Source organism: Aliidiomarina soli (assembly GCF_003986975.1).
Classification (GTDB): Bacteria; Pseudomonadota; Gammaproteobacteria; order Enterobacterales; family Alteromonadaceae; genus Aliidiomarina; species Aliidiomarina soli.
This window is the reverse complement of the sequence record NZ_PIPO01000005.1, coordinates 111,344-138,343: the sequence shown is the minus strand read 5'-3', so window position 1 is coordinate 138,343 and position 27,000 is coordinate 111,344. Positions and strand designations below refer to the sequence as shown.

The 27,000-nt window shown below is 52.8% G+C and carries 25 protein-coding genes; 8 read left to right on the top strand and 17 right to left on the bottom strand.

The features are described 5' to 3' along the window. Positions 1 to 39 precede the first annotated feature (39 nt). Together CWE14_RS11470 and pyp are read right to left on the bottom strand one after the other, a co-directional pair. A complete protein-coding gene (locus CWE14_RS11470) occupies positions 40 to 1,305 on the bottom strand; it encodes an AMP-binding protein (protein ID WP_126799498.1) in 1,266 nt (421 codons plus the stop codon). An 11-nt stretch (positions 1,306 to 1,316) separates the two neighbouring features. Beyond that, positions 1,317 to 1,694 carry a photoactive yellow protein gene (gene pyp, locus CWE14_RS11465; RefSeq protein WP_126790130.1) on the bottom strand — a complete coding sequence of 126 codons (378 nt, stop codon included), beginning with the start codon at positions 1,692 to 1,694 and terminating at the stop codon, positions 1,317 to 1,319. Between the two features lie 236 nt (positions 1,695 to 1,930). On the opposite strand from pyp, the gene CWE14_RS11460 reads away from it, so the two are divergent. After that, entirely contained in the window at positions 1,931 to 2,857 is a 927-nt protein-coding gene (locus CWE14_RS11460) for a D-2-hydroxyacid dehydrogenase (RefSeq protein WP_126799497.1), read from the top strand. On the opposite strand, the gene CWE14_RS11455 is transcribed toward CWE14_RS11460, so the two are convergent. Continuing rightward, on the bottom strand, positions 2,854 to 3,603 hold the full coding sequence (locus CWE14_RS11455; RefSeq protein ID WP_126799496.1) for an SAM-dependent methyltransferase: 750 nt from the start codon (positions 3,601 to 3,603) through the stop codon (positions 2,854 to 2,856). The genes CWE14_RS11460 and CWE14_RS11455 overlap by 4 nt on opposite strands. Before the next feature lie 280 nt (positions 3,604 to 3,883). On the opposite strand from CWE14_RS11455, the gene CWE14_RS11450 reads away from it, so the two are divergent. From CWE14_RS11450 to CWE14_RS11435, 4 genes are all read left to right on the top strand, one after another. Further along, positions 3,884 to 4,513, top strand: a complete 630-nt coding sequence (locus tag CWE14_RS11450; protein ID WP_126799495.1) for a peroxiredoxin — start codon at positions 3,884 to 3,886, stop codon at positions 4,511 to 4,513. Positions 4,514 to 4,663: 150 nt separating this feature from the next. Then, the gene (locus tag CWE14_RS11445) at positions 4,664 to 5,122 is read left to right on the top strand and encodes an ion channel (RefSeq protein ID WP_157981815.1); all 459 of its coding nucleotides are present in this window, start codon (positions 4,664 to 4,666) and stop codon (positions 5,120 to 5,122) included. Positions 5,123 to 5,189: 67 nt separating this feature from the next. Beyond that, entirely contained in the window at positions 5,190 to 6,233 is a 1,044-nt protein-coding gene (locus CWE14_RS11440) for a catalase family peroxidase (RefSeq protein WP_241972395.1), read from the top strand. Next, the gene (locus tag CWE14_RS11435; protein WP_126799493.1) at positions 6,230 to 6,763 is read left to right on the top strand and encodes a cytochrome b; all 534 of its coding nucleotides are present in this window, start codon (positions 6,230 to 6,232) and stop codon (positions 6,761 to 6,763) included. Before CWE14_RS11440 ends, CWE14_RS11435 begins: the two co-directional genes overlap by 4 nt. Before the next feature lie 5 nt (positions 6,764 to 6,768). On the opposite strand, the gene CWE14_RS11430 is transcribed toward CWE14_RS11435, so the two are convergent. The 3 genes from CWE14_RS11430 to CWE14_RS11420 all read right to left on the bottom strand — a co-directional run bounded on the left by CWE14_RS11430 (position 6,769) and on the right by CWE14_RS11420 (position 7,821). Further along, complete coding sequence (locus CWE14_RS11430; RefSeq protein ID WP_126799492.1) at positions 6,769 to 6,969, bottom strand: hypothetical protein; 201 nt, start codon at positions 6,967 to 6,969, stop codon at positions 6,769 to 6,771. A 139-nt stretch (positions 6,970 to 7,108) separates the two neighbouring features. Next, complete coding sequence (locus CWE14_RS11425) at positions 7,109 to 7,315, bottom strand: helix-turn-helix transcriptional regulator (protein WP_126790139.1); 207 nt, start codon at positions 7,313 to 7,315, stop codon at positions 7,109 to 7,111. Then, positions 7,315 to 7,821 (bottom strand): hypothetical protein, encoded by a 507-nt coding sequence (locus CWE14_RS11420; protein WP_126799491.1) that lies wholly within the window; start codon positions 7,819 to 7,821, stop codon positions 7,315 to 7,317. Before CWE14_RS11420 ends, CWE14_RS11425 begins: the two co-directional genes overlap by 1 nt. Before the next feature lie 268 nt (positions 7,822 to 8,089). Between CWE14_RS11420 and CWE14_RS11415 the strand changes: the two genes are divergently transcribed. Beyond that, positions 8,090 to 10,267 (top strand): OsmC domain/YcaO domain-containing protein, encoded by a 2,178-nt coding sequence (locus tag CWE14_RS11415; RefSeq protein WP_126799490.1) that lies wholly within the window; start codon positions 8,090 to 8,092, stop codon positions 10,265 to 10,267. Between the two features lie 52 nt (positions 10,268 to 10,319). Continuing rightward, positions 10,320 to 11,012, top strand: a complete 693-nt coding sequence (locus CWE14_RS11410; RefSeq protein ID WP_157981814.1) for a Crp/Fnr family transcriptional regulator — start codon at positions 10,320 to 10,322, stop codon at positions 11,010 to 11,012. 33 nt (positions 11,013 to 11,045) lie between these two features. Here CWE14_RS11410 and CWE14_RS14715 read toward each other — a convergent pair whose 3' ends face one another. Together CWE14_RS14715 and CWE14_RS11405 are read right to left on the bottom strand one after the other, a co-directional pair. Next, positions 11,046 to 11,213, bottom strand: a complete 168-nt coding sequence (locus CWE14_RS14715) for a hypothetical protein (protein WP_157981813.1) — start codon at positions 11,211 to 11,213, stop codon at positions 11,046 to 11,048. A gap of 134 nt (positions 11,214 to 11,347) precedes the next feature. Next, positions 11,348 to 11,620, bottom strand: coding sequence for a DUF883 domain-containing protein (locus CWE14_RS11405; protein ID WP_126799488.1), 273 nt, complete (start codon positions 11,618 to 11,620; stop codon positions 11,348 to 11,350). A gap of 205 nt (positions 11,621 to 11,825) precedes the next feature. Between CWE14_RS11405 and CWE14_RS11400 the strand changes: the two genes are divergently transcribed. Continuing rightward, a complete protein-coding gene (locus CWE14_RS11400; RefSeq protein WP_126799487.1) occupies positions 11,826 to 12,377 on the top strand; it encodes a DUF3750 domain-containing protein in 552 nt (183 codons plus the stop codon). A 14-nt stretch (positions 12,378 to 12,391) separates the two neighbouring features. Here the strand turns inward: CWE14_RS11400 and CWE14_RS11395 are convergent, their stop codons facing one another. The 9 genes from CWE14_RS11395 to CWE14_RS11355 form a co-directional block, all read right to left on the bottom strand. Next, positions 12,392 to 12,931, bottom strand: coding sequence for a YaeQ family protein (locus CWE14_RS11395; protein ID WP_126799486.1), 540 nt, complete (start codon positions 12,929 to 12,931; stop codon positions 12,392 to 12,394). 62 nt (positions 12,932 to 12,993) lie between these two features. After that, on the bottom strand, positions 12,994 to 14,037 hold the full coding sequence (locus tag CWE14_RS11390) for a linear amide C-N hydrolase (RefSeq protein ID WP_126799485.1): 1,044 nt from the start codon (positions 14,035 to 14,037) through the stop codon (positions 12,994 to 12,996). A 124-nt stretch (positions 14,038 to 14,161) separates the two neighbouring features. Further along, entirely contained in the window at positions 14,162 to 15,943 is a 1,782-nt protein-coding gene (locus CWE14_RS11385; RefSeq protein WP_126799484.1) for a 2Fe-2S iron-sulfur cluster-binding protein, read from the bottom strand. After that, complete coding sequence (locus CWE14_RS11380; protein ID WP_126799483.1) at positions 15,940 to 16,656, bottom strand: PepSY domain-containing protein; 717 nt, start codon at positions 16,654 to 16,656, stop codon at positions 15,940 to 15,942. The genes CWE14_RS11385 and CWE14_RS11380 overlap by 4 nt, the downstream gene beginning before the upstream one ends. A 63-nt stretch (positions 16,657 to 16,719) precedes the next feature. Next, the gene (locus tag CWE14_RS11375; RefSeq protein WP_126799482.1) at positions 16,720 to 19,422 is read right to left on the bottom strand and encodes a TonB-dependent receptor plug domain-containing protein; all 2,703 of its coding nucleotides are present in this window, start codon (positions 19,420 to 19,422) and stop codon (positions 16,720 to 16,722) included. 318 nt (positions 19,423 to 19,740) lie between these two features. After that, positions 19,741 to 20,100 (bottom strand): copper-binding protein, encoded by a 360-nt coding sequence (locus tag CWE14_RS11370; protein WP_126799481.1) that lies wholly within the window; start codon positions 20,098 to 20,100, stop codon positions 19,741 to 19,743. A 1-nt stretch (position 20,101) separates the two neighbouring features. After that, positions 20,102 to 23,794 (bottom strand): efflux RND transporter permease subunit, encoded by a 3,693-nt coding sequence (locus CWE14_RS11365; RefSeq protein WP_126799480.1) that lies wholly within the window; start codon positions 23,792 to 23,794, stop codon positions 20,102 to 20,104. A 2-nt stretch (positions 23,795 to 23,796) separates the two neighbouring features. Next, positions 23,797 to 25,626, bottom strand: coding sequence for an efflux RND transporter periplasmic adaptor subunit (locus CWE14_RS11360; protein WP_126799479.1), 1,830 nt, complete (start codon positions 25,624 to 25,626; stop codon positions 23,797 to 23,799). Next, complete coding sequence (locus CWE14_RS11355; RefSeq protein WP_126799478.1) at positions 25,619 to 26,962, bottom strand: TolC family protein; 1,344 nt, start codon at positions 26,960 to 26,962, stop codon at positions 25,619 to 25,621. The genes CWE14_RS11360 and CWE14_RS11355 overlap by 8 nt, the downstream gene beginning before the upstream one ends. Positions 26,963 to 27,000: the final 38 nt, after the last annotated feature.

Genomic DNA, 27,000 nt, shown 5'->3' with positions numbered 1-27,000 from the left:
CTGGTTTACTATTCTGGGATTTACTGCTCAGGTGTTTGGTCACGAATTGTTATCCATTAAGTCCCAGTCGATTTCTTTACCAAGGCCATTCACCGGCACCTGGTTGGCCAGGGTGTAACGTTTAGGCAGCTCGTTTGCTGACAAGTGACGACCAGCCCAGGCATGCACCTCGGCAACTAAATTCGTAGCCTGTGACTCACTGACCTCGGCGCCAACCACCAGCAAGGCTTTTAAACCACGGCTGTTGTCGTCGGCAAGCAAGCGAACTCTGGCGTCATCCACCTGGGGGTGGCGGGCCAACTGTTCAGCAATCCGGGCCGGAAAGACATTGACGCCGTTGACTGACACCGCATCATCAACCCGCCCCTGCGGGCGAAAGTATTCATGATCGGCCCAGTCGACGCGGTCCGGCAAACTGACCGAGCGGTTTAGCTGCTGGTCAAACAAGGTGTCGGCACCATCTGCGCGCCAGCGAGGTAATAACTTGTATGGCATTGCGGAAGAACTGCGCACGCCGATGCCGGAGGTATCGGTGCTGCCATACACTTCAATAAAGCGCTCGATGCCCTGCTCTTTTAAACTGTCGATGGTGTGTGCCGGGCATGGGCCCGTGGAGCAAACCATGGCAACCCCAGCGGGGAACTGCTGCACCCGTTGCTCGATTTGCTGCAAGGCAGAGGGAAAACCAATGATCAAATCGCCCGTTTCAAGCTGTCCGCCGTGCACAGTCGCAAAGCTGCGCAACCCGCGAACCACTGGCAGGTCGAGTAGCTCAGGCAGCAATACCGAGAATAAAAACCCGTAAATATGATGGGCGGGGGTCAGGCTTAACAGGCGTTTTGGTTTGGTTGGTAAACTCTTTACATAGTCGGCGAAAAACTGCGCTTCTGCGGTCAGTGTCTGCCAGCTATGAATAAAAGGTTTGGGGCTTCCGGTGGAACCCGAGGTGGTAAAGCAAATGTCGCGAGCCGCAACGTCCCGGCTTTTTAGCACCACATCGGCCCAATCGCCGAGGGTGTGTACCCGCAACAGGTAGTCTTCCAGACCACTGCTTTGCAGCTGGAAGAAACTGACCACGCGCGTAGCAAGGGCCATCCACTCGAATGAGTCGACGACCACTTCAAGTAATTCATTCGCGCTGCCATCGTCAGGGCGCCGGTCTGGCAGGGTAATAATCGTCTCAGCCTGCCATTGAGCGCCCTTCAGTAAACCACCATCGCCCTTGCGAAGCTGCGCCAGTTCATCGGCAATAAGTGCGCCGAGCACTGCAATGACGGCGTTTTTCGATAAGGTCTGCTGGTTCATTGGCGGTCCGCTTACAGGCGTTTCACGAAGACCCAGTATGAGTCGCCGGCCAACGCTTTTTTCATATGAACTTTTACTTTGGTTGGCTTCATTTCATAATCGAAGGTGTATTCGAACATGGTGTTAAGTGAGCCGCTTTTAACGCCTTCATCAAAGCGTCCTTTAAACTCAGGGCTGTTGGTGCAAGGTGCGATGTCACGGAAGAAGCTTTTGCCGATAACCTTAGACGGGTCACGACCGGTGATATCACCCTCTGCCGCGTTGTACTGCTGAATTAAGCCATTAGCGTCGAGTTGAATCGCGCCAAATGCGACGTTATCCAGTTGGTTCTTGTCCATGTTAGCGAGTGTGTTTTCAATGTCGCCACTACCAAATTGAACGATTTCCATGTAATTCTCCTGAAGTGTATTAACGTCATGTAATAGGACAATACAGCATATTTGGATCAGTTTAGTATCAATGAAATCGAACTTTTATTACTTTCAATCTAATACGAAGCGCTGGCTGGTCTTCGCCGATGTGCGTTATCCTAAGCCAGCGCGCGTTTATGCAAGCTGCTTGCACGGCATTTGCACTGCATTTGCAAAAGAAAAACGCCCCAGTATAAATGACACGGAGCCAAACTATGAAAGGTGTAATCCTTGATGCCGCCAGCCTGGGCACAGATGTCGATTTCAGCTCGCTGGAACAGCAACTAACCGAACTGGTAACCTGGCCAGCCACTACCCCCGATGACGCCGCTGCGCGGATTGCTGACGCTGAGGTGGTTATCACCAACAAAGTGCAGCTAACTCGGGAATTATTGCAGCAGGCTCCTAAACTAAGACTGATCTGTGTGCTCGCTACCGGCACCAACAATATCGACCTCGACGCTGCTGACGAGCTTGGCATTGCCGTACGTAACGTTGCAGCCTACGGCACCGCCAGCGTCGCTCAGCACACATTAATGATGATGCTTGGCCTGGCCACCCATCAGCCTCAATACCAGAGTGCCGTTGCTGCAGGTGAATGGCAAACGGCGAAAATGTTTTGTCTGATGGACTACCCGGTGATGCAGCTGCAAGGCAAAACCCTGGTCATTGTTGGTCACGGCGAACTCGGTCAGGCCGTCGCCCGGCTTGCCGAAGCCTTTGGTATGCAGATAGAAGTAGCTGCCCGCCCGGGTAGCAGTGACGATCCGCGACCAACCCTGGACGATTTGCTACCGCAGGCTGACGTAATCTCCTTTCATTGCCCGCTCACCGACGCTACGCGTGATCTGCTGAACAAACAAAGGTTCGCCCGCTGCAAACCTTCGTTGCTGGTGCTCAACGCGGCCCGTGGTGGCATAGTGAACGAAAAGGACGCCATCGACGCTCTGCGTAACGGTCAAATCGGCGGGCTCGCCGTTGACGTCTTAAGCGAAGAACCACCGCGCCACGGCAACCCACTACTCGACGCCATGAATGAGCGCCTCAACCTGATCGTCACTCCGCACAGCGCCTGGCTCGCCCCCGAAGCACGCCAGCGCATCGTCGAGCTAACCGCGACCAACATCGCGGAGTTTAATTAATCGTCTTTATCCGCCAGCGAGCCGAGGCAGAATTTGCATTCGCCGACTGCGGGGGCTGAGCTTTCGACGTAGCGGATTTTGCGCGAGGATTTGCTGCGTGTGCTGGAGACCTGATAAATACTGTCGCGGGCGGGTGGTTTGAAGCCAATGTACTGGCACACGGCACCATCGCCGCTATGGCCTTCACCTTCCAGCACCGGGCGCACCAGTTCGCTGCCGTGAGCGAGCTGGAACTGATTAAAGGCGTCTTTCAGCTCAGTCAGACTGAGCATGAGGTCGGCAGACGGAGGTCCGCCTGTACCGCGACCCAGCTGATCTTCGGTATAACATTCAGCTAGTAACCAGCCGCCGGGTTTGAGCGACTTTTCAATCTGCTGGTACAAGCGAGGTCGCGCGTTACCCGGTAAGTGGCAAAAAATCATGACCACACCATCGTACTGGTTCTCCGGAAGCTCACACTCGGTCAGATCAGCGAGCTGAGTCTGAATCGTCACGCCGCGCTCTTCAGCCAGACGCTGAGCTTTATCCAGCCCGATCTGAGAAATATCGACCGCTGTCACATGCGCACCCAACTGGGCCAGATAAACGCTGTTGCGGCCTTCACCATCGGCAAGGCATAACACATGCGCTGGCTTCTGTGGGTTCGCGGTGGCGAATAAACGCTCAGCCTGGGCTCGCAGGAATTCATTGGGCTCAGTCCCGTAATGGTATTCACCCTTGTCGTAACGTTCGTCCCATTTGTTCATGTCGGCCTTTCCTCCTAATAGCAGAGCGTACTAAGTTATTCGATTCTTATCTCTCGCAGCCCGGTACTTGTCATCTACACTTAGCTACTAAAGCCCTATAAGCAACCTAATCGGTATTTGCGACTTTGGTAATCGATTAGATTCATTTTCGCATAGTTTAAAAAAGAATATAGTTATAACTATAAAGATTAAGCAGCCTTACGGAGTTTTGCAATGCAAACCGTGAGGCGACTTTGAGACCGTCATAAACAACCCCCAGATAATCAACGAGGTAACCCTTATGAGTTTACGTATTGGCGATACCGCCCCCAACTTCGACATAGAAACCACTAAAGGCAAGATCGACTTTCACGACTGGGCAAAGGGTAAGTGGGTCTTTTTCTTTAGCCACCCCGCCGACTACACCCCAGTCTGCACCACAGAAATGGGCCGCACCTCCCAGCTGGCCAATGAATTTGCCAAGCGTGGCGTGTTGCCTCTTGGCTTATCGACCGACACCGTCGATGAGCACTTAGGCTGGATCAGTGACATCAACGATACCCAGAATACCGATCTGGAATTTCCGATTGTGGCCGACAAAGGCAAGCGAGTAGCCGAGCTTTACGACATGATCCACCCGGGTGAAAGCGAAACCGCCACCGTACGTTCAGTCTTTATTATTGACCCAAACCACAAGATTCGCCTGACCATGACCTACCCAATGGCGATTGGCCGTAACTTCGATGAGATTCTGCGGGTTATCGACGCGCTGCAGTTTTCTGATGAGCACAATGTGGCATGCCCGGCTGACTGGCGCCCGGGTGACAAGGTTATTATTAAACCCACGGTCAGCAACGATGACGCCGCTAAACTGTTCCCGCAGGGCTGGGACGAAGTGCGCCCTTATTTGCGATTTACTGAAATCAAATAACGCCCTCAACGCTAAAACGCCGCTTCCACTTCAGGAAGCGGCGTTTTCAGTTCTATTCTCCCTACACCTTTGAGCCTGCAATGGGAAGATGAATGACGACTTCGTTTATACTGAGTACTCAGCTTCTTAGTCGCCATAAAGAGAATGGATATGAATCTTACCTTTACTGATTTCGCTATCGTAGGTATCACGGTACTAGCGGTCATTATTGCCGTTACCCTGCACCACGAAGTTTCGACCTGGATGGTCAAACGCCTTGATAGCCCATCCCAGCAGCGGCACCGCAGAATGCTGTATCTTATCTTTACGCTTATTCTGACCCACATTGCACAAATCTGGCTGTTCGCGTCCGCCGCTCATGTCATTTTGATGCTCCCTGACAGTGGCTCCATTGTGTATAGCTCCCAGGTGAATTTTTTAGATTTGGTCTACTTATCAGCGGTTACTTTCACCACTCTGGGCTACGGCGATATCCTTCCCGTGGGAAGTATTCGCTTTCTTTTTGGTACCTTGTCACTCACCGGGTTTACCCTGATTACCTGGTCTGCGTCGATCACCTTTCTGGAAATGCAGCGCCAATGGAAAGAACGGCTGGATAGTAGGTTATAATAGCCACAGTGATCCTGCCCATGGCTTATTACGTTAAGCAATCAGTGCAACTACTACGAGTAAACGTATGTCGATGATTCCACGCCACAAAGTAACCTCCGTCGCGATTATAGGTTTTGCAGTAATCGCTTTAATCTGTGCTTTCCTGTATACCGCTGGTGTGTTTGGTAACAACCAGGTCACGGCCCAGCAATTTGTTAATTTCCAGCAAGGCGAAAACCCGCATCTGGGCTTCCGCCGTGCTCATGCCAAAGGGGTGTGCGTGCGCGGCGACTTCATCGCCACTGGCGAGCTTGCTGCCCACACCCGCTCTACCCTGTTTGAAGCTGGCAGTACGCCCTTTATTGGCCGCTTCTCGATTGGCGGCGGCAACCCGAGCGCACCTGATCTGGAATCCGGCGTGCGTAGCCTCGCCCTCAGCTTCGATGCTGGCTCTGATCAGCAATGGCGAACGGCGATGAATACGCCGCCAGTTATGGCGGTTGGTACCCCTGAAGACTTTTATGCTCAACTGCAAACCTTAATGCCCGACCCTGAAACCGGACAGCGTAACCCCGAGCGTATTGCCGAGTTTTTTGCTAATCACCCGGAAACTGAGAATTTTCGCCGCTGGAGTGCTCAGTACCAGCCCAGCGGCAGTTTTGCCAGCGAGCAGTATCACAGCATCAACGCCTTCTACCTGATCAACCAGCAAGGCGAACAGCAGGCCGTGCGTTGGGCCGCTGTCCCTACTGTGCAAATTGACGAGAACCAGTATGCTGATACCGACCAGGCTGCCAACGCACTGGCGCTGGATGTTCGCGACCAGTTAGAGGACGGCACTATAGTTTTTGATTTGGTCTTTACTTTGGCCAGCAGCGACGATGATGAAAATAACCCGACTCAGCCCTGGCCTGAGTCTCGTCAGCAGATAACCGCCGGACAACTGGTCATTCGCCAGTTAGAGCAAGACGCCGCAATCTGCAATAACCTCAATTTTGACCCACTTATTCTGCCGCGCGGTATGCAGGCGACGAATGACCCAATTCTGCGCGCCCGTTCTGCCTCCTATGCTGAGTCGTATCGTCGGCGTGCGCGGGAAACCTGGTTAGGCAAGGAGCAACAACAATGACACAGCCAGTCACGACCTTTCCGTTAAGCATGCGTATTTTTCACTGGGGGATGGCGGCATTGGTGCTGTCGATGATTTTTGCCGGCCTTGCCATGGTGCAGTCGCTACAGACCTGGCAGCCGACCGTGCTAGCATTGCACAAAGCATTTGGTGTGGTCGCGCTGGTAGCGGTGCTCCTGCGTTTAATCAACCGCCTGCGCAGTCGGGTGCCTGAACTACCCTCTGATCTGCCCAGCTGGCAGGTCTTTGCAGCCAAAGCGTCCCATGTGTTGTTGTATGCGGCGCTGTTTGCGATGCCCATCAGCGGCTACCTGATGCAAAGTGCCGCGGGCCGTGCAGTGGACGTATTTGGAATCTTTACGCTGCCACCGCTGATGTCAGCAGATTTAGTCTGGTATGGGGTTTTCCGAGAGATGCACAGCTGGGTAGCCTATGCGCTGATTGCGTTGCTGGTGGTTCACATTGCCGCCGCCCTGCAGCATGGTCTGCTGCGTCAAGACGGGGTGTTGAAGTCAATGTGGAAGCGCTAAGTGTTTCACTGAGAGCTTTTGTCGTTAACCGCGCTTTTTGCGTCACTGGCGCTGGCTTTAATGCCTCTGAATAAGAGGTAGGCCAGCCCCAGTACTAGCGGGATAAAAACCAGCCCAAGCAAGGCAAAATAGACCACCAGAAAAATCGCAACAAAAAGCGTTCCGAGAACTAAAAGCGCAGTTAAAACTTTGGCGGTTGTGGGCATCTGTTCACCTTTGCATGTGTATCACGTAAATACGAAGTCAGTAGCAAAAGTGTAGCCCGCCCACCCCAGTTCACAACCAAGGTTCAGCAAGTTACCAGTCAGATACTTTTTGCCGACTACTCGTTAGGCAGGTGCCGGGTTACTCTTTAGTCAGAGTAAACAGAGTCTCAACCGGCATTTCAAAGTAATAGGCCAGTTTCAATGCCACCACCACGGACGGGGTGAAGCGCCGCGTTTCAATGGTGCTGATGGTTTTACGTGAGACGCGGATTGCATCCGCCAACTCCTGCTGTGACAGGCCGCGCAGTTTGCGCTCAATGGCAATGCGGTTATAGGCTTCTTCCATTAGTCCCGCGCTTCTTCGGTAGTGTCTTCATCAGCATTATCACTGAGTGCCCGCGATACTGAACCCGCCCATATAAGCGCAGTAAGAAGAATATAGATCCCAGCCGTTTTGCTAATACTCATAGCCTCAAACCCCATACTACTGACAAGTATATCGCCCAAAATAAACCCCATTAGCAATAGTGCGGTTAGCCACCATGCCACCGCACGGTAACCTTTAAAAATTATCTCGCGACAATACTCATCACTAAATCGCACCAGTCCATACGGTTCTGAACTCGACATCATGCCGGTCGATGCGTAGACAATTCCGGCAACGGTAAACGAAACAATCATGCAAAAGAACAGCATAATATCCAGAGCTACCGACAGCTCAAACCAGGTCGAAAGCAATAATGAACCAGTCCCAAACGTTGCAATAAAAACTGCATAGGTACACCGCTTCAGAGCCTGCACCTGCAGGTCCGGTGTCCAGCCGTCGTAGGGGTTTCGGGCAGAGTGTTTCATATCCATTCCTTGATACTTTGTCTTGTATTTTGATACCTTTAGGTTTCAACATATAACCTATAGGTATCAAAATCAAGACGGGGTTCGCTCTTTTTTCTCTCCGGGATGAGCAAAGCAAGACATTGCGTGCCTAAACAGGGATAATACGCGCCTTATTTTTAACCGATGTGGTGGTGTTCGACACGTCAGGCCAGCATTCGCACTGAAACGCCCGCAATTCAGATAGCCCCGGACCATTAAACGCTGGGGCCAACGATGGAAATCAAAGATGGAAATCAAAGTAAACTTTCTCGATAACTTACGCCTTGAAGCCAAGTTTGACGACTTCACTGTCATTACCGATCAGCCGATCCGGTACAAAGGCGACGGCTCGGCGCCGAGCCCTTTTGACTATTTCCTCGCCTCCTCAGCGATGTGCGCGGCGTATTTTGTGAAGGTTTACTGCAATTCACGGGACATTCCGACTGACAACATTCGCTTGTCGCAGAACAACATTGTCGACCCGGAAGACCGCTACAACCAGATTTTCAAAATTCAGGTCGAGCTGCCTGAGGATATATCCGACAAAGACCGTCAGGGTATTCTGCGTTCAATCGACCGCTGTACGGTTAAGAAAGTGGTGCAAACGGGACCCGATTTCCAGATAGAAGTAGTTGAAAACCTGGATGAAGACGCTCAGACGCTGCTCATGGGCAGCCCGGATGCGAATTCCAACACCTATATCGAAGGCAAAGACCTGCCGCTTGAACAGACCATTGCTAACATGAGCAAGATCCTCTCCGATCTGGGGATGAAAATCGAAATCGCCTCCTGGCGTAATATTGTGCCTCACGTCTGGTCACTGCATGTACGCGATGCCGCCTCGCCGATGTGTTTCACTAACGGCAAAGGATCCACCAAAGAAAGCGCGTTATGCTCTGCCCTGGGCGAATTCATTGAGCGCCTGAACTGCAATTTCTTCTACAACGATCAGTTTTTTGGCGAAGAGATTGCCAACAGCGATTTCGTCCATTACCCGAACGAGAAATGGTTCAAACCGGGGGCGGACGACGCCTTGCCTGAAGGCATTTTAGACGACCATTGCCTGGAGATTTACAACCCGGACGGTGAACTTCGCGGGTCCCACCTGATTGATACCAACTCAGGCCGCAAAGACCGTGGCATTGTTTCACTGCCCTATACCCGTTTATCCGACAGTGGGCAGGTGTACTTTCCGTCAAACCTGATTGAAAACCTGTTTTTAAGCAACGGCATGAGTGCCGGCAACACCCTGGCGGAAGCTAAAGTTCAGTGTTTGTCTGAAATTTTTGAGCGCGCGGTTAAACGCGAAATCATCGAAAATGAAATCGCTCTGCCCGAGGTGCCAAAAGAGGTACTGGCGCAGTATCCGGACATTGCTGAAGGAATCGCAGCACTTGAAGCCCAGGGCTTTCCGCTGGTGGTTAAAGATGCGTCCTTAGGCGGCCGCTTTCCGGTTGCCTGCGTGACCTTAATGAACCCGCGCACGGGCGGCGTGTTTGCATCCTTCGGCGCCCACCCGAGTTTTAAAGTGGCACTCGAGCGCAGCCTGACAGAGTTGCTGCAGGGCCGCAGTTTTGAAGGTCTCAACGACATTCCATTGCCGACTTTTAATTCAATGGCAGTCAGCGAACCGAATAACTTTGTTGAGCACTTTATCGACTCTACTGGTGTGGTGTCCTGGCGCTTTTTCAGTGCGAAGTCTGACTATGACTTTAAGCACTGGGACTTTTCCGGCAGCACCGAGTATGAAGCGGAAACCCTGTTGGGCATATTGCATGATATGGGCAAGCAGGTTTACATGGCTGTTTTCGAAGAGCTTGGTGCGCCAGCGGTGCGAGTTCTGGTGCCGGGCTATTCGGAAGTTTATCCGGTCGATGACCTGATTTGGGATAACACCAATGTTGCCCTTGAGTACCGCGAAGATATTCTTAACTTGCATCGCCTTAGCGATGAGCAACTGGCTGATTTGGTTGAACGGCTGGAAGAAAGCCAGATCGATAATTACACCGATATCATTACCTTTATCGGCATTGAATTCGACGAAAATACGGTTTGGGGTCAGCTCACGGTGCTTGAACTTAAGCTGCTGATTTATTTAGCGCTTGGCCAACACGACGAGGCCCTCGAACTGGTTGAAATGTTCCTTCAGTACAACGATAACACCGTCGAGCGGGTGCTGTTTTACCGGGCCATGCAGGCGGTACTGGAAGTCACCTTGAGTGACGATCTGGAACTCGACGATTACCTGTATAACTTTAAGCGCATGTACGGCGACGCCACCATGCAAGCGGCGGTGGGCTCGGTCGATGGTAGCGTGCGTTTCGCGGGTCTGGAACCCACCAGCATGAAACTGGAAGGTCTCGACCGCCATATGCGCCTGATTGAAAGCTATAAAAAACTGCATGCGGCAAGGGCTTCAGCCTAACGCATTGCGATGGCTCTGCTAGACTAAGTTTGTTTCACCAATGGAACCGACTATGTCTGCCGTTTGTTGCAATATGCTGTTGGCGCAGCTGCCAGATTCATTGCTTGTTCGCCTTCAGGCTCAGGCAAAGGTGCTGATGGTGCGCCCGGACCAGGAACTTGTTTTGGCGGATCAGTCATCCAGTTACGTGTATTTTCCACAAACTGCATTGCTGTCGCTGGTACATACATTAACCGACTCATCCTCCACTGAAGTTATGATGATTGGGCGCGAGGGCATGTTGGCGTCCCATCAGGAGAATGCCGCCATCAACATGCTGCATGGTCGTGTCTTGCGCGCAGGCTCGGCCCTGCAAATTAGCCGCGGTGTGCTCGCTCAACTGGCTGTCTCATATCCAGAGCTGCAGGCCCTGTTAACCGCTTATACTGACGACACCCTGCGTCAGTTATGTCAGGTGGTTGCATGCTACCGGCACCATTCAGTCAAACAGCAACTCAGTCGCTGGTTGCTTGCCTTCGACGACCACTACCCTAATCAGCCTATTCTCACCACCCACGCCGCTATGGCGGCCAGACTCGGCGTGCGCCGCGAAGCGGTCAGCAACGCCGCGGGTGCGCTGCAAGAGGCTGGCGCTTTGCACTACCATCGCGGCCAGGTCGAGCATATCAATCGCCCGCTCCTGCTGACGTATAGTTGCGAATGTTACCACCCACTGCAGAGCCAGTATAAAAAAACCCGGCCATAAAGGCCGGGCTTTGCATGTTATTTAAAGCTAAGTTTATTTAGCCTTTTGTTGCTGACCAGGCTTTCCTTGCTGTTGTTGCTTCTGGTCTTGCTGATTTTGCTTCTGGCCTTGCTGCTCTTGCTTCTGACCCTGTTGCTGTTGCTTCTGGCCTTGCTGAGCTTGTTTCTGGTCTTGTTGACCTTGGTTTCGTTGAGTACTCATAACGTTATCTCCTGGGCTCGTGGGAGCTTATAACAAGCGCAACTGGTTGCCGCGCTGGATTATAAGTATGGTCGATACCCAAAAGGCGTCTGTACGTTACCCCACACAACAAGCGTATTACCGAAAGTAAACACTTACTCGTCAGACTCTGAACGTTGCAGAACTTTACTCAGTAAAAATCCAGCAGCCACCGCGCAACCGACAACTAAAAACGGGTGACGGTTAATGTAAGCACCTGAGCTTTTCGCCCATTGCTGCTCTTTTTTATGCAGTTGATGAGCTGTTTTGCGGATACTTTGGTTGGCATGATGAGATGCCTCCGCCGTTTTATCAACAGCCCCGCGCACACCAGAAGCCGCTTTCGCAATGACATCATCAATACGTGAATCCTGATTTCCTGTTTTCATGACTTGCTCCTTCAGCTTAAGTCGATAAATGCTCTCTCTTATACGTAGTTAAGCACCTCTGGGCTTAAATTACGTCTGCATCTAAGTCTGCTTAACCAACTCACGCATGTATGTGCGCTACCGCACAAAGCGGGGAGAAGTCTAAAATGAGTCCGGTTACGTACTATATTTTTACCAGCTTCCTGGTTTTACGGATTAAATCACCATGCTAAAGGTAAGAATCACCCTTATTTTATGTTCTGTTATCGTCCTCAGCGCCTGTTCATCAGGTGACTGGCGTTCAGCCTCGCGGGATTCCGCTGGGCTTGCACCGCCGCCAGCTGAAACGCCGCAAGCGGTGATCGAAGTCTATGCTGCCGATGCCTACGGCTGGCGCGGTTGGTTTGCCGTGCATACCTGGATTGCCATCAAACCAGAGCAAGCAAGTGAATATACAGTGTATGAAGTCGTTGGCTGGGGTGTCGACGAAGGTCGCTCAGCGTTGCGCACTTACCAGACAGAAATTCCTGATCGTTATTGGTACGGCGCACGCCCGGACGTGCTACTGACCATGCAGGGAGACGAAGCCAGAGAGCTCATTCCACAAATTGAGGAGGCGGTAGAACGCTACCCCTGGACTGGCGAATACCGTGCAGTACCCGGACCAAACAGTAATACACTGCCCGCCTGGATAGCGATCCAGGTCCCGGAGTTAGGCCTGCAGTTACCGTTCAGTGCAATCGGTAGCGGCTACGCACGCCGCGATCGCGGCGATTAACCCGGTAAGCTAGACTACTGCGCGGCTTTCAGCTCCTGCAGTGTAAGTTCAACCTGGCTGTCACCATCGCTGACATAGAGTACCCCGTCAGTGACCATCACGCCCCAGTGGATATTTCTGCCAATCTGCGAGGCGAGTTCAGCGTGCTCAGGCTCCGGGAGTGCGAGAATACGGACCTGCTTGAGGTCATTCACTTTAGGTAGCAGTTTTTCAGCCCAGATACGGGTATTACCATAAGCAAGCACTGACATCTGTGGCGCGCGACGGCTCGACTTGGTGATGCGGTCGGCATCAGGCTGACCGACATCGATCCAGTGTTCAATCTGGCCGTCCAGGCTTAGCTGCCATAACGCCGCCTCGTCGGTGTCCGACAGGCCTCGGCCGAAAGCCAGGTGCTCGTGATAAAAAATGGCGTACGCAATAATCCGCGCAACCAGCCTCAGTTCAGTCTCTGACGGATGGCGTGCGACGGTCACTTTAACCGTCTCGTAGACGCCGCGATCCATATCTGAAATATCCAGACTGACTTTATAAGGGGTTGCCTGCAACGCCATGACGTACTCTCTACTGTGCTAAATAATGGCCGCATCATAGCACAGCAGGCAGTCAATACAGTTTACAAACCAGCGAATTCGAATGCTGTAGTAGACTCAAAATGCGCTGATGTTTCACCAGAATAGATCTGGTTGTCGTCAACCCGAAGCCATTTCACCTCTGCCCCTTCACTGACATCGAACTGATTCAGGTCGACCCAGAAGGTATTGGGGGTTAATGCGGTTTCAAAGTAATACTTCAGGTGCTTTTGGTCAGCCACCGTCCGCCAACGGGTAGATGAGATATTAGGCTCTTCTTCTGAGGAAATACCATATGGCACTGAAGCATTGCGAATTACACTGAAGACACTTCCCACTGCGATATGGGGGTCAGAGGTTTGTGGAATCGCGTCGATATAGAAAGACGCACGCACAAACCGGTCAGCAGCACGATTTGTACCCGGTAACATAGTGGTGCCACCGATTTGCCGCCAGTACTGATTCAGCGCGATCTGCTGATCAAACACAGGGGAGTTGGTCATCACCTGATAGTCTGCGCTGTGATGGGTCACCAGCCGACCATCGATATACTCAAATATAGCGCTGTCACCTTCAGCATCAGAAATCGATAAATGCACCGTAGTAAAACGCTCTGTACCAGGAATGTCCGACGATACGACGACAAACGGCTCATCCTGCAGTGCCTCAACTGCTTCACTGACGCTGGCAAAATTATCCAGCACATACTGCACCCAGGCAGCAACGGACAGACCTATTTGCGAGCTATCGTAATCAGGGTATTCGGACTCTGCTAACCACAGCAGATTGGCAACCAGGCCTTTTTCATTCATTCCATCGGTACTGGCGATGTCAAAAGAGCTGGTGACCACGCTGGCATAGGTGGAAGTCCACTGTAGTGAGTTATCCCCCACTGCGCCGTGACGTTCCATCCCTCTTGGAAACACCCATAGATTGGCGGGAATGTCGTCTTTCCAATCCATTGAACGGGCTGTAATAGTTAGCCCTTGAGGCCCCTGATAAACAGCTCGGGTGCAAGCGTCGGATGCGGGCTGAACGCCCATAAATAGTGCACACGCAAGTGCGACTGATGAGTAAGAAGTTTTCATATCGAGTTCCGCCATCAACTAATATTGTTAATGATTAAAGCCCACCGATTCACAAATGGAAAGGTCAATTTATGAACAAGTGGGCAATGCTTCCTCCGACTCAGCAGGATAGTCCTATGATTAGCTAGTTCCCAAAATCGTCATAGCGAACACGCGATGGATCTACCTTCAGTTCTTTCAGCATCGACAAGGCTGCAGCGAGCATACGTGGCGGACCACAAATGTAGAAGTCGTACTCACTGATGTCCTGCTGACGCAGCCAGGCTTCGGCTGTTTCATGCACAAACCCCTCGGCATCACCCCACTGACAGGTTTCGCGGGGCTCTGACAGAACCGGCACAAAGCGCAGTTTATCCGCGTTGTCGAGTTCAACAAACTCATCAATGTAGAGCACTTCACCACGATTCCGCGCGCCATAGAAAAACTGCATTGGCCTTGGTTGATGGCTTCTTAGCTCTTCCTGGATAAGCGCCCGCAACGGTGCCATACCAGCGCCACCACCGATAAAGCAAAGCTTACGATCAGCCCCGGCAAGCCGCTGAAAGTCACCAAACGGGCCTTCTGCAATAATGGTTTCGCCGGGCTTTAAGTTACACAGGTATGACGAACCCACACCTGGCGCAAGTGCCCCTGGGGCCTGTGGCTGATAACGCACGGTAAAGACCAGTTCTGTGCCGCCTGCTGCAGTAGCCATCGAGTAACTGCGTCGTACAGCGTCATGCTTAAAGTCGCAGGCTTCAATAGCATGCCATTCAATGACGTAGTCTTCCGGGATATCGGCGGGTCGGCTTTGCCCGGCACCTGCCGGGATCAGGAACTGCATATACTGACCTGCCGCGTATTCCACTGGTCCGTCAGCCACTTCAAAACGCAGCTCTCTGAGCATAGGGGTAATGAAACGCGATTCTTTCAGCTGCAATGAATACTTGCGGGCGTCCGTTTCCGGCACCTCAACCTTGTGCAGCATTTCAATGCTGTGCTGGCAGGCCAGGCGATAGCCTTGCTCTAACTGGGTTGCAGACAACTGAGCACGGTCACTAACCGTAACCGGTGTATCCGGCGCCGCTTTTACCGCGCAGAAACCACAGGTTCCACCGCCGCCACAGCCACTTTCTACTGCAATATCATTGTGTTGCAAAACCTGCAGTACGGTTTTGTGCGCTTTGTCGCTGAATTTGAATTGGCGCTCGCCGACATCGGCCGTTAGTGATGCTTTGCGCAGAGTGAAGCGCATTTCGCCGCTATTCAGTAGTTTGATCAGCAGGATAAAACCTGACAGCGCAAACCACAGAGTCATCACCGCAGCGGCAATTGCCACCATGTTATTAAAATTCCGACCACCGGTATAATCGATAAAATGAAGTCGGAACATCCAGTCAGCAACCACCCAGGGAGTATTTCTATGGTCGATAACCGTGCCCGATGCTCTGTCAACATATACCCGGGTGTTCAGATCATCATCAAAATCGATCCGATAACCTTGCCCTCTCCAGTCATGTAGCTCTCGGGTACGCTCAATTGGCGTAACCCGGGCCAGACTACCGGGGCCGGAATAACTTGCCTGCGCAATTTGCTGCGCAAAATTCTGATCGGTTTGCCACACACTGCCGTCACGTCCATCCAGGTGGGTAATGCCATCCTGATGATGCACTTCCACCCGCGGCAAGCCCTGAGTAGTGTAGCTATGCACTTTAGTCACGCCGTTAAATTCATCCCACCAGGCCGGTGAGAGATTGGCCAGTTGCGCCCGGTTCAATGCTTCGGGTTGTTGCATACTAAAGTACTGATGCCCTTTCATGCCGTGGTGATCGACCAGCGCAAAATACAGACCGCTAATCGTCCACAGCATGAGCTGAATGAGTAAAATTAAACCGGTCCAGCGGTGTAACCATTGTAAGAACTTCATGCTGGTTTCCTCCGCGACGCCCATAGGGTCTGTAGCAGTAGCACAGTGCCGGTAAACAAGAAGGCAAAGGTGGCAAAAATAAAGGCGCGTAACCACCAAGTGGTAATGTCGACGCGTTCGTCGTAATCCATAATATGGAACATCCACATGATGTCGAACCCACGCCAGAAGTCGTGACGCCTTACTGTCATCTCACCGGTCTGCGGATGCAGGTATAAACTTGTGTTGCCAAAATCATCAAAATTAACCCGCCAAATCGGCAAGTAACGTTCGCTCAACTCAGTCGGTGGCGCCTCTTCAATGTACTCCACACCACTGATAGTGGGTTCGCCTTTGGCGTAATAGGCGGCGGCCAGGCCTTTGATATCGGCTTCGGAAAGTTCAACCGGTGCTAAGGTGTGTAAATTGACTAAGAACTTTTCACTCTCGGAATGTACTTGTGCCAGATCCTGGTCGTCGCCCTGCACCAGTCGATTTACCAGGTGGATCTGATTAACCTGCGGATAGTTCTCAAGCACTGCTGGCAAACGTTCAACCAGTGACGAATCACGGATTTCACCATTTGCTTCCTGAGTCAGATGCTCGCCGTGAATAAAAGGTAACTGAACAATCACCATATAAGCGCCCGAGATCGCCCAGACAACCATTTGCACACCGACAATAATGCCTAACCAGCGATGCCAGGTACGAAACGCAGAGGATTGATATTGCATAGACTTACCTCAAAAAAACCGGGCGACCGCGTTGCCATAAAGGGAAACGGCCGCCCGTACAGGTTAAAACTCGTAACGTACTTTTGCGTACAGCTTCCGACCCATCAGGTCATAGGTCATGGTGTCTGTATTGGCATCCGTCCAGCTCTGTATATAAGGCGCCTTCTTATCAAACAGGTTGTTTGCGCCAACCGTCAGGCTCCAGTTATCAGTCATGAAATAAACGCCCTGCAAATCGTGGTAGAACACAGCAGGTGCCTCGGCTCCGATGTCGCCCGGTGATGCGTTAATATCATCTGCCGAGCCGATCATGCGGATGTTATAGTTGGCCTGCCAGGTATCAGTACCAAGAGTGACCGCCGCATCCGAGCGCAGACGGGCGTAACTGCCGCTACCACCGGTAATATGCCCTGCGTACTCTATCGGTTGAGCGCCAGCAAAAGGCTCTACCGTATACTCATTGAGATAGGTCATATTCAGATTAAAGGACGCATCAAGACCAGCTAGCTGGGTACGATAATAAACTGACGCATCAATACCCGAAACATTTTCAGTTGCTACATTGGCCGGTTGCGCGGAGAGGAATTCGACTGCACCAGTCAACTCGTCACGAGAAAAGCTGTCGTCATTACAAAACGGGTGAGACAGGTTTTCCGAGTTATAACAGGCAGCCAGTTTGGTCGAGCCTGCCACCCCACGGATTGCGTTTTCGATTTCAATATCGAAGTAATCCAGGGTGACCTGGAGCCCTTCAACATACTGCACGTCCCACACCATACCCGCGGTAAAGGTATTCGCATCTTCAGGCTGCAATGCTGGGTTACCACCGGTTTGAGTCAGTACGCTTGAACCAAGCTGGGTGTAGCCTGCGGGTACACCATCGGCCTGACAGTTAGCAGCCACTGTCGCATCCGCGCCGGGTTGATCCCAGCCAGAGCATGGATCGGTAGTGGTCAGGTTACCTTCACCGATACCACCAAAGAGCTCAGGGATATTTGGCACCCGGAACGCCGTAGACTGAGTAGCCCGTAGTTTCAGATCCTGATTCACGTTCCAGTGCAGACCGACTTTATAGTTTCCGTCACTGCCAAAGGTGTCGTAATCGGAATAGCGATAGGCGAAATCCAGCGCCATATAATCGGCAAAACGATGTCCATCGAGCAATGGAACTGAAGTTTCCACATAGGCTTCGTTTACCTGATACTGACCGCGTAAAGGCTCACGACGGTTGGTGTTCATAATACCCGCCACCACTGATGAATCAGGCTCACTCCAGCCACGCTCAGTACGGCTTTCGATACCAAATGCGACAGGAATAACACCACGGGAGGTTGAAAACAGGTCGCCCGCGATGTTGGCTGTGACCGAGCGTTGCTCGTTACCACCGTCACCACTGATACGAAACAGCATGTAGTCGAGTGCATCCTGGCTGACATTACCGTAGCCCAATAGATTGGCGCAGGGTACGCCGTCGCTGCCGCAGGTTTCAGGGTTAATAGTCCGCTCCATACGTTCCAGATTGACGATGTTGGTAGAAGCATCTGAACCACTGGTGCGGCCATAGTTGTACGCCACTTCCCAGGCCCAATTATTGTTCCACAGACCGTTAAAGCCGGTGACTACGCGGAACGTACTGATGTCCTGTTCAAAACCACGCGGGCCTGCTTCCTCCAGTCGACGCTGAACCACACGGATATCCTCGCCCACCGGGTTATCAGGATGATCCGCTGCATAATCAATATTACGTAACGTACCCGGTGCGCCAATCTGGCTAGAGCGGCGGTTATTATATAGCAGCTCTGCGAACGCTATGGTGTCCTGACCCAGACGGTAGTCGCCAAAGCTGGAAAAGCTTAAGGTCGTTACCGGGTTTACTGCGTTCAGTGAAGGGAATGAATTCACATTGTGCAGGTTAGGATCATAAGGTGAATAGCCATTAGGGTCTTCAGCACCGGGTTGATTGAAATTAATCATATCGCCCTGATTCGGACCACTGGTGAGCACCGCGCGGCCACCGGGTGTGGAGGCGCTGCCAACACAATTCAGTTCGCCCGGGACCGTTTCTGCAAGGGCGCAGGGAGCACGGTCAGCCATATTAACTGCGTCGGTGCTACGGTAACTGGCTGTGGTTACAATCCGGCCACGATCTGAGCTTGCACCGAACATCATATTAACCTGACGCTCGCCTCCGTCGCCGTGTTCAGTACCCGCAACCCGGCCTTCAACCATAAAACCATCGTAACTTTTGCGGGTAATCACGTTGACTACGCCAGCAACTGCATCCGCGCCATAAATTGCCGAGGCGCCATCTTTTAGTACTTCGATGCGCTCAACCATGGTCAGCGGAATGGTATTTAAATCAACTGAGCTGTTCGCACCTGTACCACCATTGACTACCCGGCGGCCATTTAACAGCACCAGTGTGCGGTTGGCGCCAAGGCCACGTAAGTTAACCTGCGTAGTACCCCAGCCACCACCGTTCCAGTAGGCGCTAGTCTGGTTTCCGCCATAGCCAGCCGAGGCTGACATACGTTGCAACACCATCTCCATCGAGGTCAGGCCGGTCGCTTCAATATCTTCGGCTGTAAAGACCTGAACTGGGGCTGCACTTTCTGCCTCGGCCCGTAACACACGTGAGCCTGTTACTGTAATGCGTTCGTAGCTTTGCTCCGCCGCTGCAGGCTGGTTGTCGTCCTGAGCTACTAGCTGCTGGGCTGGTAACAAGCCGAGACTGACTGCTAAGGCTATTTTTGAAATTTTATTCATCGTCGTTTTCCCCGCTTATTGCACATTTAGTTTATCTAACACACTATTCATAACAGTTATAAAGATGTATATGCAACTTCGAAGAATTCCACTTATCCTTTACAAAGCCCGTTTTTAAAGGTTTCTATACAACTACTAAAGTTTCAGAATCGACCATGAACACCGTAGTTGTATAGCCAACTACATTACACTTTCGTACTAGCCTTGTCGGCTTCAACTGGTCGTATTTCCTCCAGCCCAATGAGTTGTACATGAATTTATATATTCTTTTAATGCATAAAAATATGTAAAGATCAGTTAAAACAGTTTAAAGAATGTTCAATGAGTATGTTGGTTTGCTTCCATTTCGATGATCACGAAGTCCCTGTCCTGACGCTCTACCTTGACCTTGATGTCATCGCCTTCACTCAAATGAGAGATATCGACACCATCAGCGGCACTAAAGGCCATCGTCATGGCTGCCATATTCAGATGTTCAATCGCCTCATGGCGCAGAACCAGCTCATTGTGCTCTAAATCCACTTCCACCACCTCGGCACGAACAAATGCTATCTCAGCATGCTCCTCGCTATGGGCGTTGCCGTGCTGGTGGTGCGCATGTTCCTGCTGAGCGAGCGCGGCACCATTGACAAAAAACGTGACTGCTACGGCGGTGATTACCTGGTTAAATTTCAACATTTCAAACTCCTTTACGATTAAATTTAAGTTTCAATTCTTCGCGCCAGCTATACAGCACTGGCACCACAAACATCGACAGCACGACAAAGGTCAGGCCGCCGACCGTAGGGATGGCCATTGGGATCATTAAATCTGCACCCCGCCCGGTCGCTGTAAGTACCGGAAAGAGCGCCAGAATGGTAGTCGCGCTGGTCATCAGGCAGGGGCGTACCCGCTGCAACCCGGCCTCTACAGTGCGGTTACGCACGCTCTCGACCGTGTCACTGACGCCTTCACTGAAACGCTGCTTCAGGTACGTCGCCATCACCACACCGTCGTCGACTGCAATCCCAAACAGCGCAAGGAAACCAACCCACACAGCGACACTGAGGTTGGTGACTTCGAACTGGAAGATCTCGCGCACTGGGACACCCTGAGTAATCAATGGAATACTAAAGTTTGCGAACCATGACTGAGCATAGAGGTAAAGCATGATAAAACCGCCGCCCCAGGCGACTGCGATACCACTGAACACCATCAACGCGGTACTGACCTCTTTAAATTGCAGATACAACAGAATAAAAATCAGGATCAGCGACAATGGGATCACTAACTGCAATGTTTGCATTGCACTTTGCTGCTGCTGATAACTTCCGGCGAAGCTATAGCTTACCCCTGATGGCAGCCTGAGCTCTCCGCGCTGTTGGGCTAAACGCAGATGTTCGCTGGCCGCTTCGACCGCCTCAACTTCCGCGTAGCCTGCAACGGAACCAAAGGTGACATAAGCAGTGAGGAAGGTATTTTCTGACCGGATCATCTGAGGGCCACGAGTGTAGGTAATTTCAGCCACCTCAGACAAGGGTATCTGAGCCCCGTTAGCGGCCGTGATCAGGCTCTCGTACATCGCCTCAATATCGTCACGCCGCTCACGCTGATAGCGCACGCGAATCGGATAGCGTTCACGTCCTTCAATGCTGCGAGTTACTTCAACCCCGCCCAGTGCGGCAGCAATGGTGTTTTGCACCGTCTCAACACTGAGCCCATAACGGGCTATCTGGTCGCGCAACAGATTGATTTCCAAATAGGGCTTGCCGACCACACGCTCAGCACTGACTGAAGCTGCATTGACTCCATCAGAACCGCGTAGCACCCGTTCAATATCGATAGCCGCCTGCTCCAGGGTTTCCAAATCCGGAGCCTGGACTTTGACCCCCATCGACGCCCGCATGCCGGTTTGTAACATCAGCTGGCGGGTTTCGATCGGTTGCAGACGCGGGGCTGAGGTCACCCCGGGCACTTCCGCAGCCGCAGTGATTTCAGTCCAGATATCGGCTGGGCTTTGGATATGGTCGCGCCATTGACGGTATGGTCTGCCGCGCCGATCTTCGATTAACTCACCGTCAGCGTCGCGAACAAAATTGTCGTCCGCATCGGTTCTGAAGTTAAGTCGACGGCCATTTTCATCAGTACGGAACTCACTTTTGTAGTTAATGATGGTTTCGATCATCGACACTGGCGCCGGGTCGAGCGCCGTTTCCGCGCGGCCAATTTTTCCCACCACCGAGTCCACTTCCGGGATCGCTGCTATCGCTTTGTCCTGCTGGCTCAATACATCCAGCGCTTCGCCAATTGATGCATGTGGCATAGTCGTAGGCATCAGCAGAAAGGACCCTTCATCAAGCGACGGCATAAACTCACGCCCTAAACCGGGAACCGTGGCAAGCCCCGCTACAATCACCAGTACCGGCAGCGCTAAAAATGCGGCTTTAAAGCGCAGGCACCAGCGCAACATGGGTTCATAGAAGCGAATAATCAGCGCAAAACTACCTACCACAGCAGCAAACAATATGACCACGAAGAGCAGGTTACGCACCGTTCCGGCGGCAGGGCCTAAGGGCTCCCATAAATTAGCCAGTACAATCAGCACCACCAGAGTAAGCACCACATAGGCAATCTGGTAGGCCTTGCGCCGCGCCTCAAGCCAGGCATCGAGCTTACGCAGACGGTCGCTGAGTAACAGCCGCAACATCACAGGTACCACCACCAGCGCCAGCAACACCGCGGACAGCAGCACTAAAGTTTTGGTGTAGGCCAGAGGGGTGAAGAGTTTACCTTCAGCGCCTGTCATGGTGAAAACTGGCAGGAAGCTTATCACTGTGGTCGCAATCGCGGTCAGCACTGCCGGCCCCACTTCTTTCGTACCGCGCTGAATAATGGCGCCGATTTCGGTATCCGGGAACTGTTTACGCAGCCTTAAAATATTGTCGGCGACAATAATCCCCATATCGACAATGGTACCGATGGCAATCGCAATGCCCGCTAACGCCACAATATTGGCTTCAACGCCAAGGACCCGCATGCCAATAAAGGTCATCAATACCGCCAGCGGCAGCATGGTCGCGACGGTAATGGCCGAGCGCAGATGCAACAGCAGGATCATGACCACGGCGGTGGTCACCAATAGCTGCTGAGCCAGCGCGTCATCCAGGGTGCCTAAGGTTTCCATGATCAGCGTCGAGCGGTCATAAAACGGCACCACATTGATCTGACTCAGGTTTATCCAGTCAGGCCAGCTGTCCTGCGGGTGCGCCTGCAACCATTCAGACCAGGCACTCTGACTCTCATCATCAAAGTTAAGCGTTCCGGTTTGGTAATCCGGCAACTGCTGACTGGCTGCAAACTCGCTGACCTGTTGTGGAGTCACCGCGTCCCAGTCAATCACTGCACGCGCCGGCATACTCGACGCCACTTCGGCGATGCGTTCTTTGGTATTTTCGATTGCTTCCAGTGGGTTAAAGCCTTCGCGTACGGTGACCACGCCACCAACCGCTTCAGCACCAGCAACATCCAGAGCGCCGCGACGCTCCGCCGGGCCAAAACCAACCGTTGTCACATCGGATACCAGTATCGGCGAGTTGTCACTGGCTAAACGCACCACGGCACGTTCAATGTCTTCCAGCGACTCAATAAAACCAACCCCGCGCACAATGTATTCCACCTGATTGATCTCGGTGGTACGCGCGCCTATGTCCAGATTCGATTGCTGAACGGCGGTCATTACCTGTTCAAGGGTCACGTCGTAATAGCGCAGGGCGTCGGGGTCGACATCAATCTGGTATTCGCGGACATAGCCGCCCACCGAGGCGACTTCAGAAATACCTTCTGCAGCGAGCAGCGCATAGCGCAAATACCAGTCCTGCACCGAACGCAGTTCGTCTAAGTCCCAGCCACCAATCGGGTTCCCCTGCGGGTCGCGCCCTTCCAAGGTATATAAATATACCTGGCCGAGGCCTGTCGCATCCGGCCCCAATGCCGGTTGCACACCATCAGGCAAAGTGCCGGGAGGCAAACTGCTGAGTTTCTCCAGCAGGCGCGAGCGTGACCAGTAAAATTCCACATCGTCGTTGAAAATGACCGCAATGCTGGAAAAACCAAACATCGACAAGGTCCGCACGTCCTTAACCCCGGGCACCCCCATCATTTGCACCGACAAGGGGTAGCTTATCTGGTCATCGACGTCCTGCGGCGAGCGCCCTGGCCACTCGGTATAGACGATCTGCTGGTTCTCGCCGATATTAGGAATGGCATCTACGGCCACCGGTGAACGCGGCATCCCGGTGTCCCAGTTAAAGGGGGCGACCAGAATACCGGCGACCACAACAATCACCGCCAGTAAGCCAACGACCAACTTATTTTGTAATAGCCAGTTGGTCATAATTAGTGACCTCCGTGGCTGTCATGGCCCGCTTCAAAGCTTTCTACGCGGTCGCCGCAGCGCAACATACTGCCGCCAAAGTAGGGGTTCAGCAGACGGTTATCCGGCTGCAGCCAGTAAGCGCCCTGGTTGTCAAAGGCCATCGGGCAGAACATCAGGTAAGCATTCACTTCAAGGTAATCAGCCCGCGCCAGGGCTATCATCGCCTGGGAGTGGAGCTGAAACAGTTCGCGCGCCCGATCCAGACTATCGACGTGGTGGGCATGGCCCGCGCCAGTGCTTAATTCAGCATGCAGGTCGTGCATGTTATGGGGCCAGCGAATTGTATCAGCGAACTGGTAAAAGTCTGTAGCGGCGCTCTGCCATGCTTCCAGATCATCGTTATGCAAGGCGTCCCACATAGCGAAGTAATGTCGCGGCAGGTCGCCTAACTGCAGGTTTTCGCCTGTTGGTGCTGCTGATTCTTGATGTTGCTCATGAGTCACTTGCTGTTCTGACCCAGCGCTCTCGCCATTGCCGTGATCATGGCCCACGGCTCCGCCACCCTGCGGCGCCATCATGCTTGGGCGTCCACGTAGTTGCAGTTCGCTGTCGATGCGGAATGCTCCGCGGCTAACCACATGGTCGCCTTCAGCAAGCCCGCTTAGCACTTCATAACTGTCACCAAGCTTGCGGCCTATTTCTACATTGCGCGCTTCAAATTCACTGCTGTCTTCACTCACCCGTACATAGACAACGGCTCGGTCACCCGTTAACAGCGGCGCTGAGGCCGGAATTGTCATCACGTCATCGACTTCAACATTCACCAGTGCGCGCACAAAAGACCCCGCGGTCAGAGAATGCTCACTGCCGCTAATAGCAACCCGAACTTCGCGGGTGCGACGCTCTGCATCGATACGTGGGCCCAGGGATTCGACAACCCCCTCGATCCGCTCATTGGACGCGCGCAGGTCAAACTCAAGCTGCTGGCCCACCTCAATATACTGCAGGTCACGTTCAAACAACTCGAACACCGCCCACAGCTGATCCCCGTCCGCTAGTTCGAGCACCGTGTCGCCGGTGTTTACGTAATCCCCCTGCGACACATTGCGTGTCACCACCAGCCCTGCTGTTGGCGCATAAATGGTGATCCGGTCGCTGGCTTCACCGCTTTCAATAATTTTCTCGATTTGTGTACTGGTAAGGCCGAGCAAACGTAAACGTTCGCGTGACGCGCGCAGGGTGGTTTGATTCGAGTCGGCCAGGAAACCAGGCGCGTCGCGTTGGGCCTGATTGTAGGCCTGAAGTAATTCCTGCTGGGCGACGTACAATTCAGGACTATAGAGTTCAACCAATGGCTCACCAGCCTCAACGTAGTCCCCGGTAAAGTTCACATACAGGTTCTCGATCCGCCCGCCTGTCCAGGCACTAATAGCCGTGAGCGAACGTTCATCAAATTCCAGTGAGCCTATCATCCGCAGTTGTGCACTCGCGCTTCCCCGTTGCACCACGTAGGTTTGAAGATCAAGCAGTGCCAGGCTGCGGCCAGTAAACTCAATGCGTGTCAGGTCATCGTCACGCGCTGCACTGGTGGTGACGGGAATAAGCTCCATGCCGCAAATCGGGCAGCGCTCATTCGGATCGGTTGAGCGAAAGTTCGGGTGCATGGAGCAGGTATATTCCTGTTCCTGATCCTCGCCATGCTGGTGTAAATACTCACTAGCCGCGGTCTCCTGACTGTGGTCATGGTCGTCCTGGTGAGGAGTCTGAAAGGACAGTCCAAGCGCCGTCGCGCCAAGCACAATCACGACAAAAATAACGGCAATCACCGTCACTGGATTTTTCTTATTCATGGTCAACCTCAACCTTGTTGTCTTGCGTAGCGGCAGGCGCAGTCTCTGAAAGACTTGCTGGGATAAGTGCATGGATGGTGGCAACGGCGGCAAGTTGATTGGCAAGCGCCCGACGATGCGCCAGCGCAAAGCTTAACCACTCACGCTGACTGGTAATCACATCGGTAAACCCGGCATTGCCGTTCTGGTAGTTACTTAAGGTGGTAGCGACAGCCTGTTCAGAGCGGGCAACCAGCACGTCACCGTAGAGTTCACGATTCCGCTCTGCTTCCCGCCACTGATAAAGCGCCATACTAAGTTCAGCCTGTACCTCGAGCTCTGCCGCCCGCAGCTGCTGTATACCGGTTTCTACATCGGCTTTCGCGGCATCACGCTGGGCGCGGTAATTTGAGCGCCAGATGGGCAGCGACACCGAGACCATACCGACGATGGTGTCTGACGCCATGGCTGTGTTCATGTACTCGGCACCCACCATCAGTCTTGGTAATCCGGCGCTGTCTGCTAAATCCTGCCCAACCAGCATGCTTTCCACTTCAAAGCGGCTGGCCAGTAAGGCAGGATTCTGTTCTTTTAGCAGGGCGTAGAGTTCATCCGCAGGTGCTGGCAAGCGAGCAAATTCACGATGTGACTGGATAAGTGAATAGTCGCCCTCAATTTCAGTGCGGGCATCACGACCAAGGGCCGAGTTCAGGCGGGCACGTTGCGAAAACAGCATAGCGTCAAGGTTCTGATAATCACTACGCGCTTCATCCAGCGCGTTCTGCGCCCGCAGTAAGTCCGGCATACTCACCGACCCAGCTGCGTAGCTGCGTTCAGCGACTGCGGTAAATTGCTCCAGCAACTGAACTAAATCGCCCTGCAATCGCTGATTTTCGCCCACATAGAGATATTCACTGAATGCCTGCACCACATTCGCAGCAAGGTCGGCTTTGACTTCGACCAAGCGGGCCTGGGCAGCTCGTTCAGCAGTACGGGCCTGTTCAATGCTCATTCCGCGGCGCCCAAACACCGGAATTTCCTGGGACAGCCCTAAGGTTTGATAATCGGCGTCATTCAGGCCCTGACTGATACTTAACTGCGGGTCAGCAAACGCACCAGCAGCGACAGAACCCGCACGGGCGCGTTCAAGACGAGCCTCGGCGGCAAGTACCGCAGGGTGGTGGCGCTGGGCATAGCGGATAAGCTCAGCAATATCCGCATCCACCGGAAGCGGTGCAGATTCAGCGCGAACCTGTTGGTCCAGCGCCTCATAATTGGGACTATAACTAGCGCAAGCTGCCAGGGTAAGCGTGGCAACAGCCACCGTTAAACGGGCTGTGCGGGTAAAAAATGACATGCAATATCTCCTGCATTCTCAACATAACCGGCGCGCGA

Bases quoted from the DNA above. Each gene is read 5' to 3' on its own strand.
- CWE14_RS11395 (WP_126799486.1), bottom strand. From the start codon at position 12,931: ATGGCGTTGCAGGCAACCCCTTATAAAGTCAGTCTGGATATTTCAGAT.
- CWE14_RS11355 (WP_126799478.1), bottom strand. From the start codon at position 26,962: ATGTCATTTTTTACCCGCACAGCCCGTTTAACGGTGGCTGTTGCCACG.
- CWE14_RS11400 (WP_126799487.1), top strand. From the start codon at position 11,826: ATGCTAAAGGTAAGAATCACCCTTATTTTATGTTCTGTTATCGTCCTC.
- CWE14_RS11450 (WP_126799495.1), top strand. From the start codon at position 3,884: ATGAGTTTACGTATTGGCGATACCGCCCCCAACTTCGACATAGAAACC.
- CWE14_RS11390 (WP_126799485.1), bottom strand. From the start codon at position 14,037: ATGAAAACTTCTTACTCATCAGTCGCACTTGCGTGTGCACTATTTATG.
- CWE14_RS11445 (WP_157981815.1), top strand. From the start codon at position 4,664: ATGAATCTTACCTTTACTGATTTCGCTATCGTAGGTATCACGGTACTA.
- CWE14_RS11470 (WP_126799498.1), bottom strand. From the start codon at position 1,305: ATGAACCAGCAGACCTTATCGAAAAACGCCGTCATTGCAGTGCTCGGC.
- CWE14_RS11380 (WP_126799483.1), bottom strand. From the start codon at position 16,656: ATGCAATATCAATCCTCTGCGTTTCGTACCTGGCATCGCTGGTTAGGC.
- CWE14_RS11375 (WP_126799482.1), bottom strand. From the start codon at position 19,422: ATGAATAAAATTTCAAAAATAGCCTTAGCAGTCAGTCTCGGCTTGTTA.
- CWE14_RS11435 (WP_126799493.1), top strand. From the start codon at position 6,230: ATGACACAGCCAGTCACGACCTTTCCGTTAAGCATGCGTATTTTTCAC.
- CWE14_RS11430 (WP_126799492.1), bottom strand. From the start codon at position 6,969: ATGCCCACAACCGCCAAAGTTTTAACTGCGCTTTTAGTTCTCGGAACG.
- CWE14_RS11370 (WP_126799481.1), bottom strand. From the start codon at position 20,100: ATGTTGAAATTTAACCAGGTAATCACCGCCGTAGCAGTCACGTTTTTT.
- CWE14_RS11455 (WP_126799496.1), bottom strand. From the start codon at position 3,603: ATGAACAAATGGGACGAACGTTACGACAAGGGTGAATACCATTACGGG.
- CWE14_RS11440 (WP_241972395.1), top strand. From the start codon at position 5,190: ATGTCGATGATTCCACGCCACAAAGTAACCTCCGTCGCGATTATAGGT.
- CWE14_RS11415 (WP_126799490.1), top strand. From the start codon at position 8,090: ATGGAAATCAAAGTAAACTTTCTCGATAACTTACGCCTTGAAGCCAAG.
- CWE14_RS11405 (WP_126799488.1), bottom strand. From the start codon at position 11,620: ATGAAAACAGGAAATCAGGATTCACGTATTGATGATGTCATTGCGAAA.
- CWE14_RS11360 (WP_126799479.1), bottom strand. From the start codon at position 25,626: ATGAATAAGAAAAATCCAGTGACGGTGATTGCCGTTATTTTTGTCGTG.
- CWE14_RS11425 (WP_126790139.1), bottom strand. From the start codon at position 7,315: ATGGAAGAAGCCTATAACCGCATTGCCATTGAGCGCAAACTGCGCGGC.
- CWE14_RS11460 (WP_126799497.1), top strand. From the start codon at position 1,931: ATGAAAGGTGTAATCCTTGATGCCGCCAGCCTGGGCACAGATGTCGAT.
- CWE14_RS11410 (WP_157981814.1), top strand. From the start codon at position 10,320: ATGTCTGCCGTTTGTTGCAATATGCTGTTGGCGCAGCTGCCAGATTCA.
- CWE14_RS11365 (WP_126799480.1), bottom strand. From the start codon at position 23,794: ATGACCAACTGGCTATTACAAAATAAGTTGGTCGTTGGCTTACTGGCG.
- CWE14_RS11385 (WP_126799484.1), bottom strand. From the start codon at position 15,943: ATGAAGTTCTTACAATGGTTACACCGCTGGACCGGTTTAATTTTACTC.
- pyp (WP_126790130.1), bottom strand. From the start codon at position 1,694: ATGGAAATCGTTCAATTTGGTAGTGGCGACATTGAAAACACACTCGCT.
- CWE14_RS11420 (WP_126799491.1), bottom strand. From the start codon at position 7,821: ATGAAACACTCTGCCCGAAACCCCTACGACGGCTGGACACCGGACCTG.
- CWE14_RS14715 (WP_157981813.1), bottom strand. From the start codon at position 11,213: ATGAGTACTCAACGAAACCAAGGTCAACAAGACCAGAAACAAGCTCAG.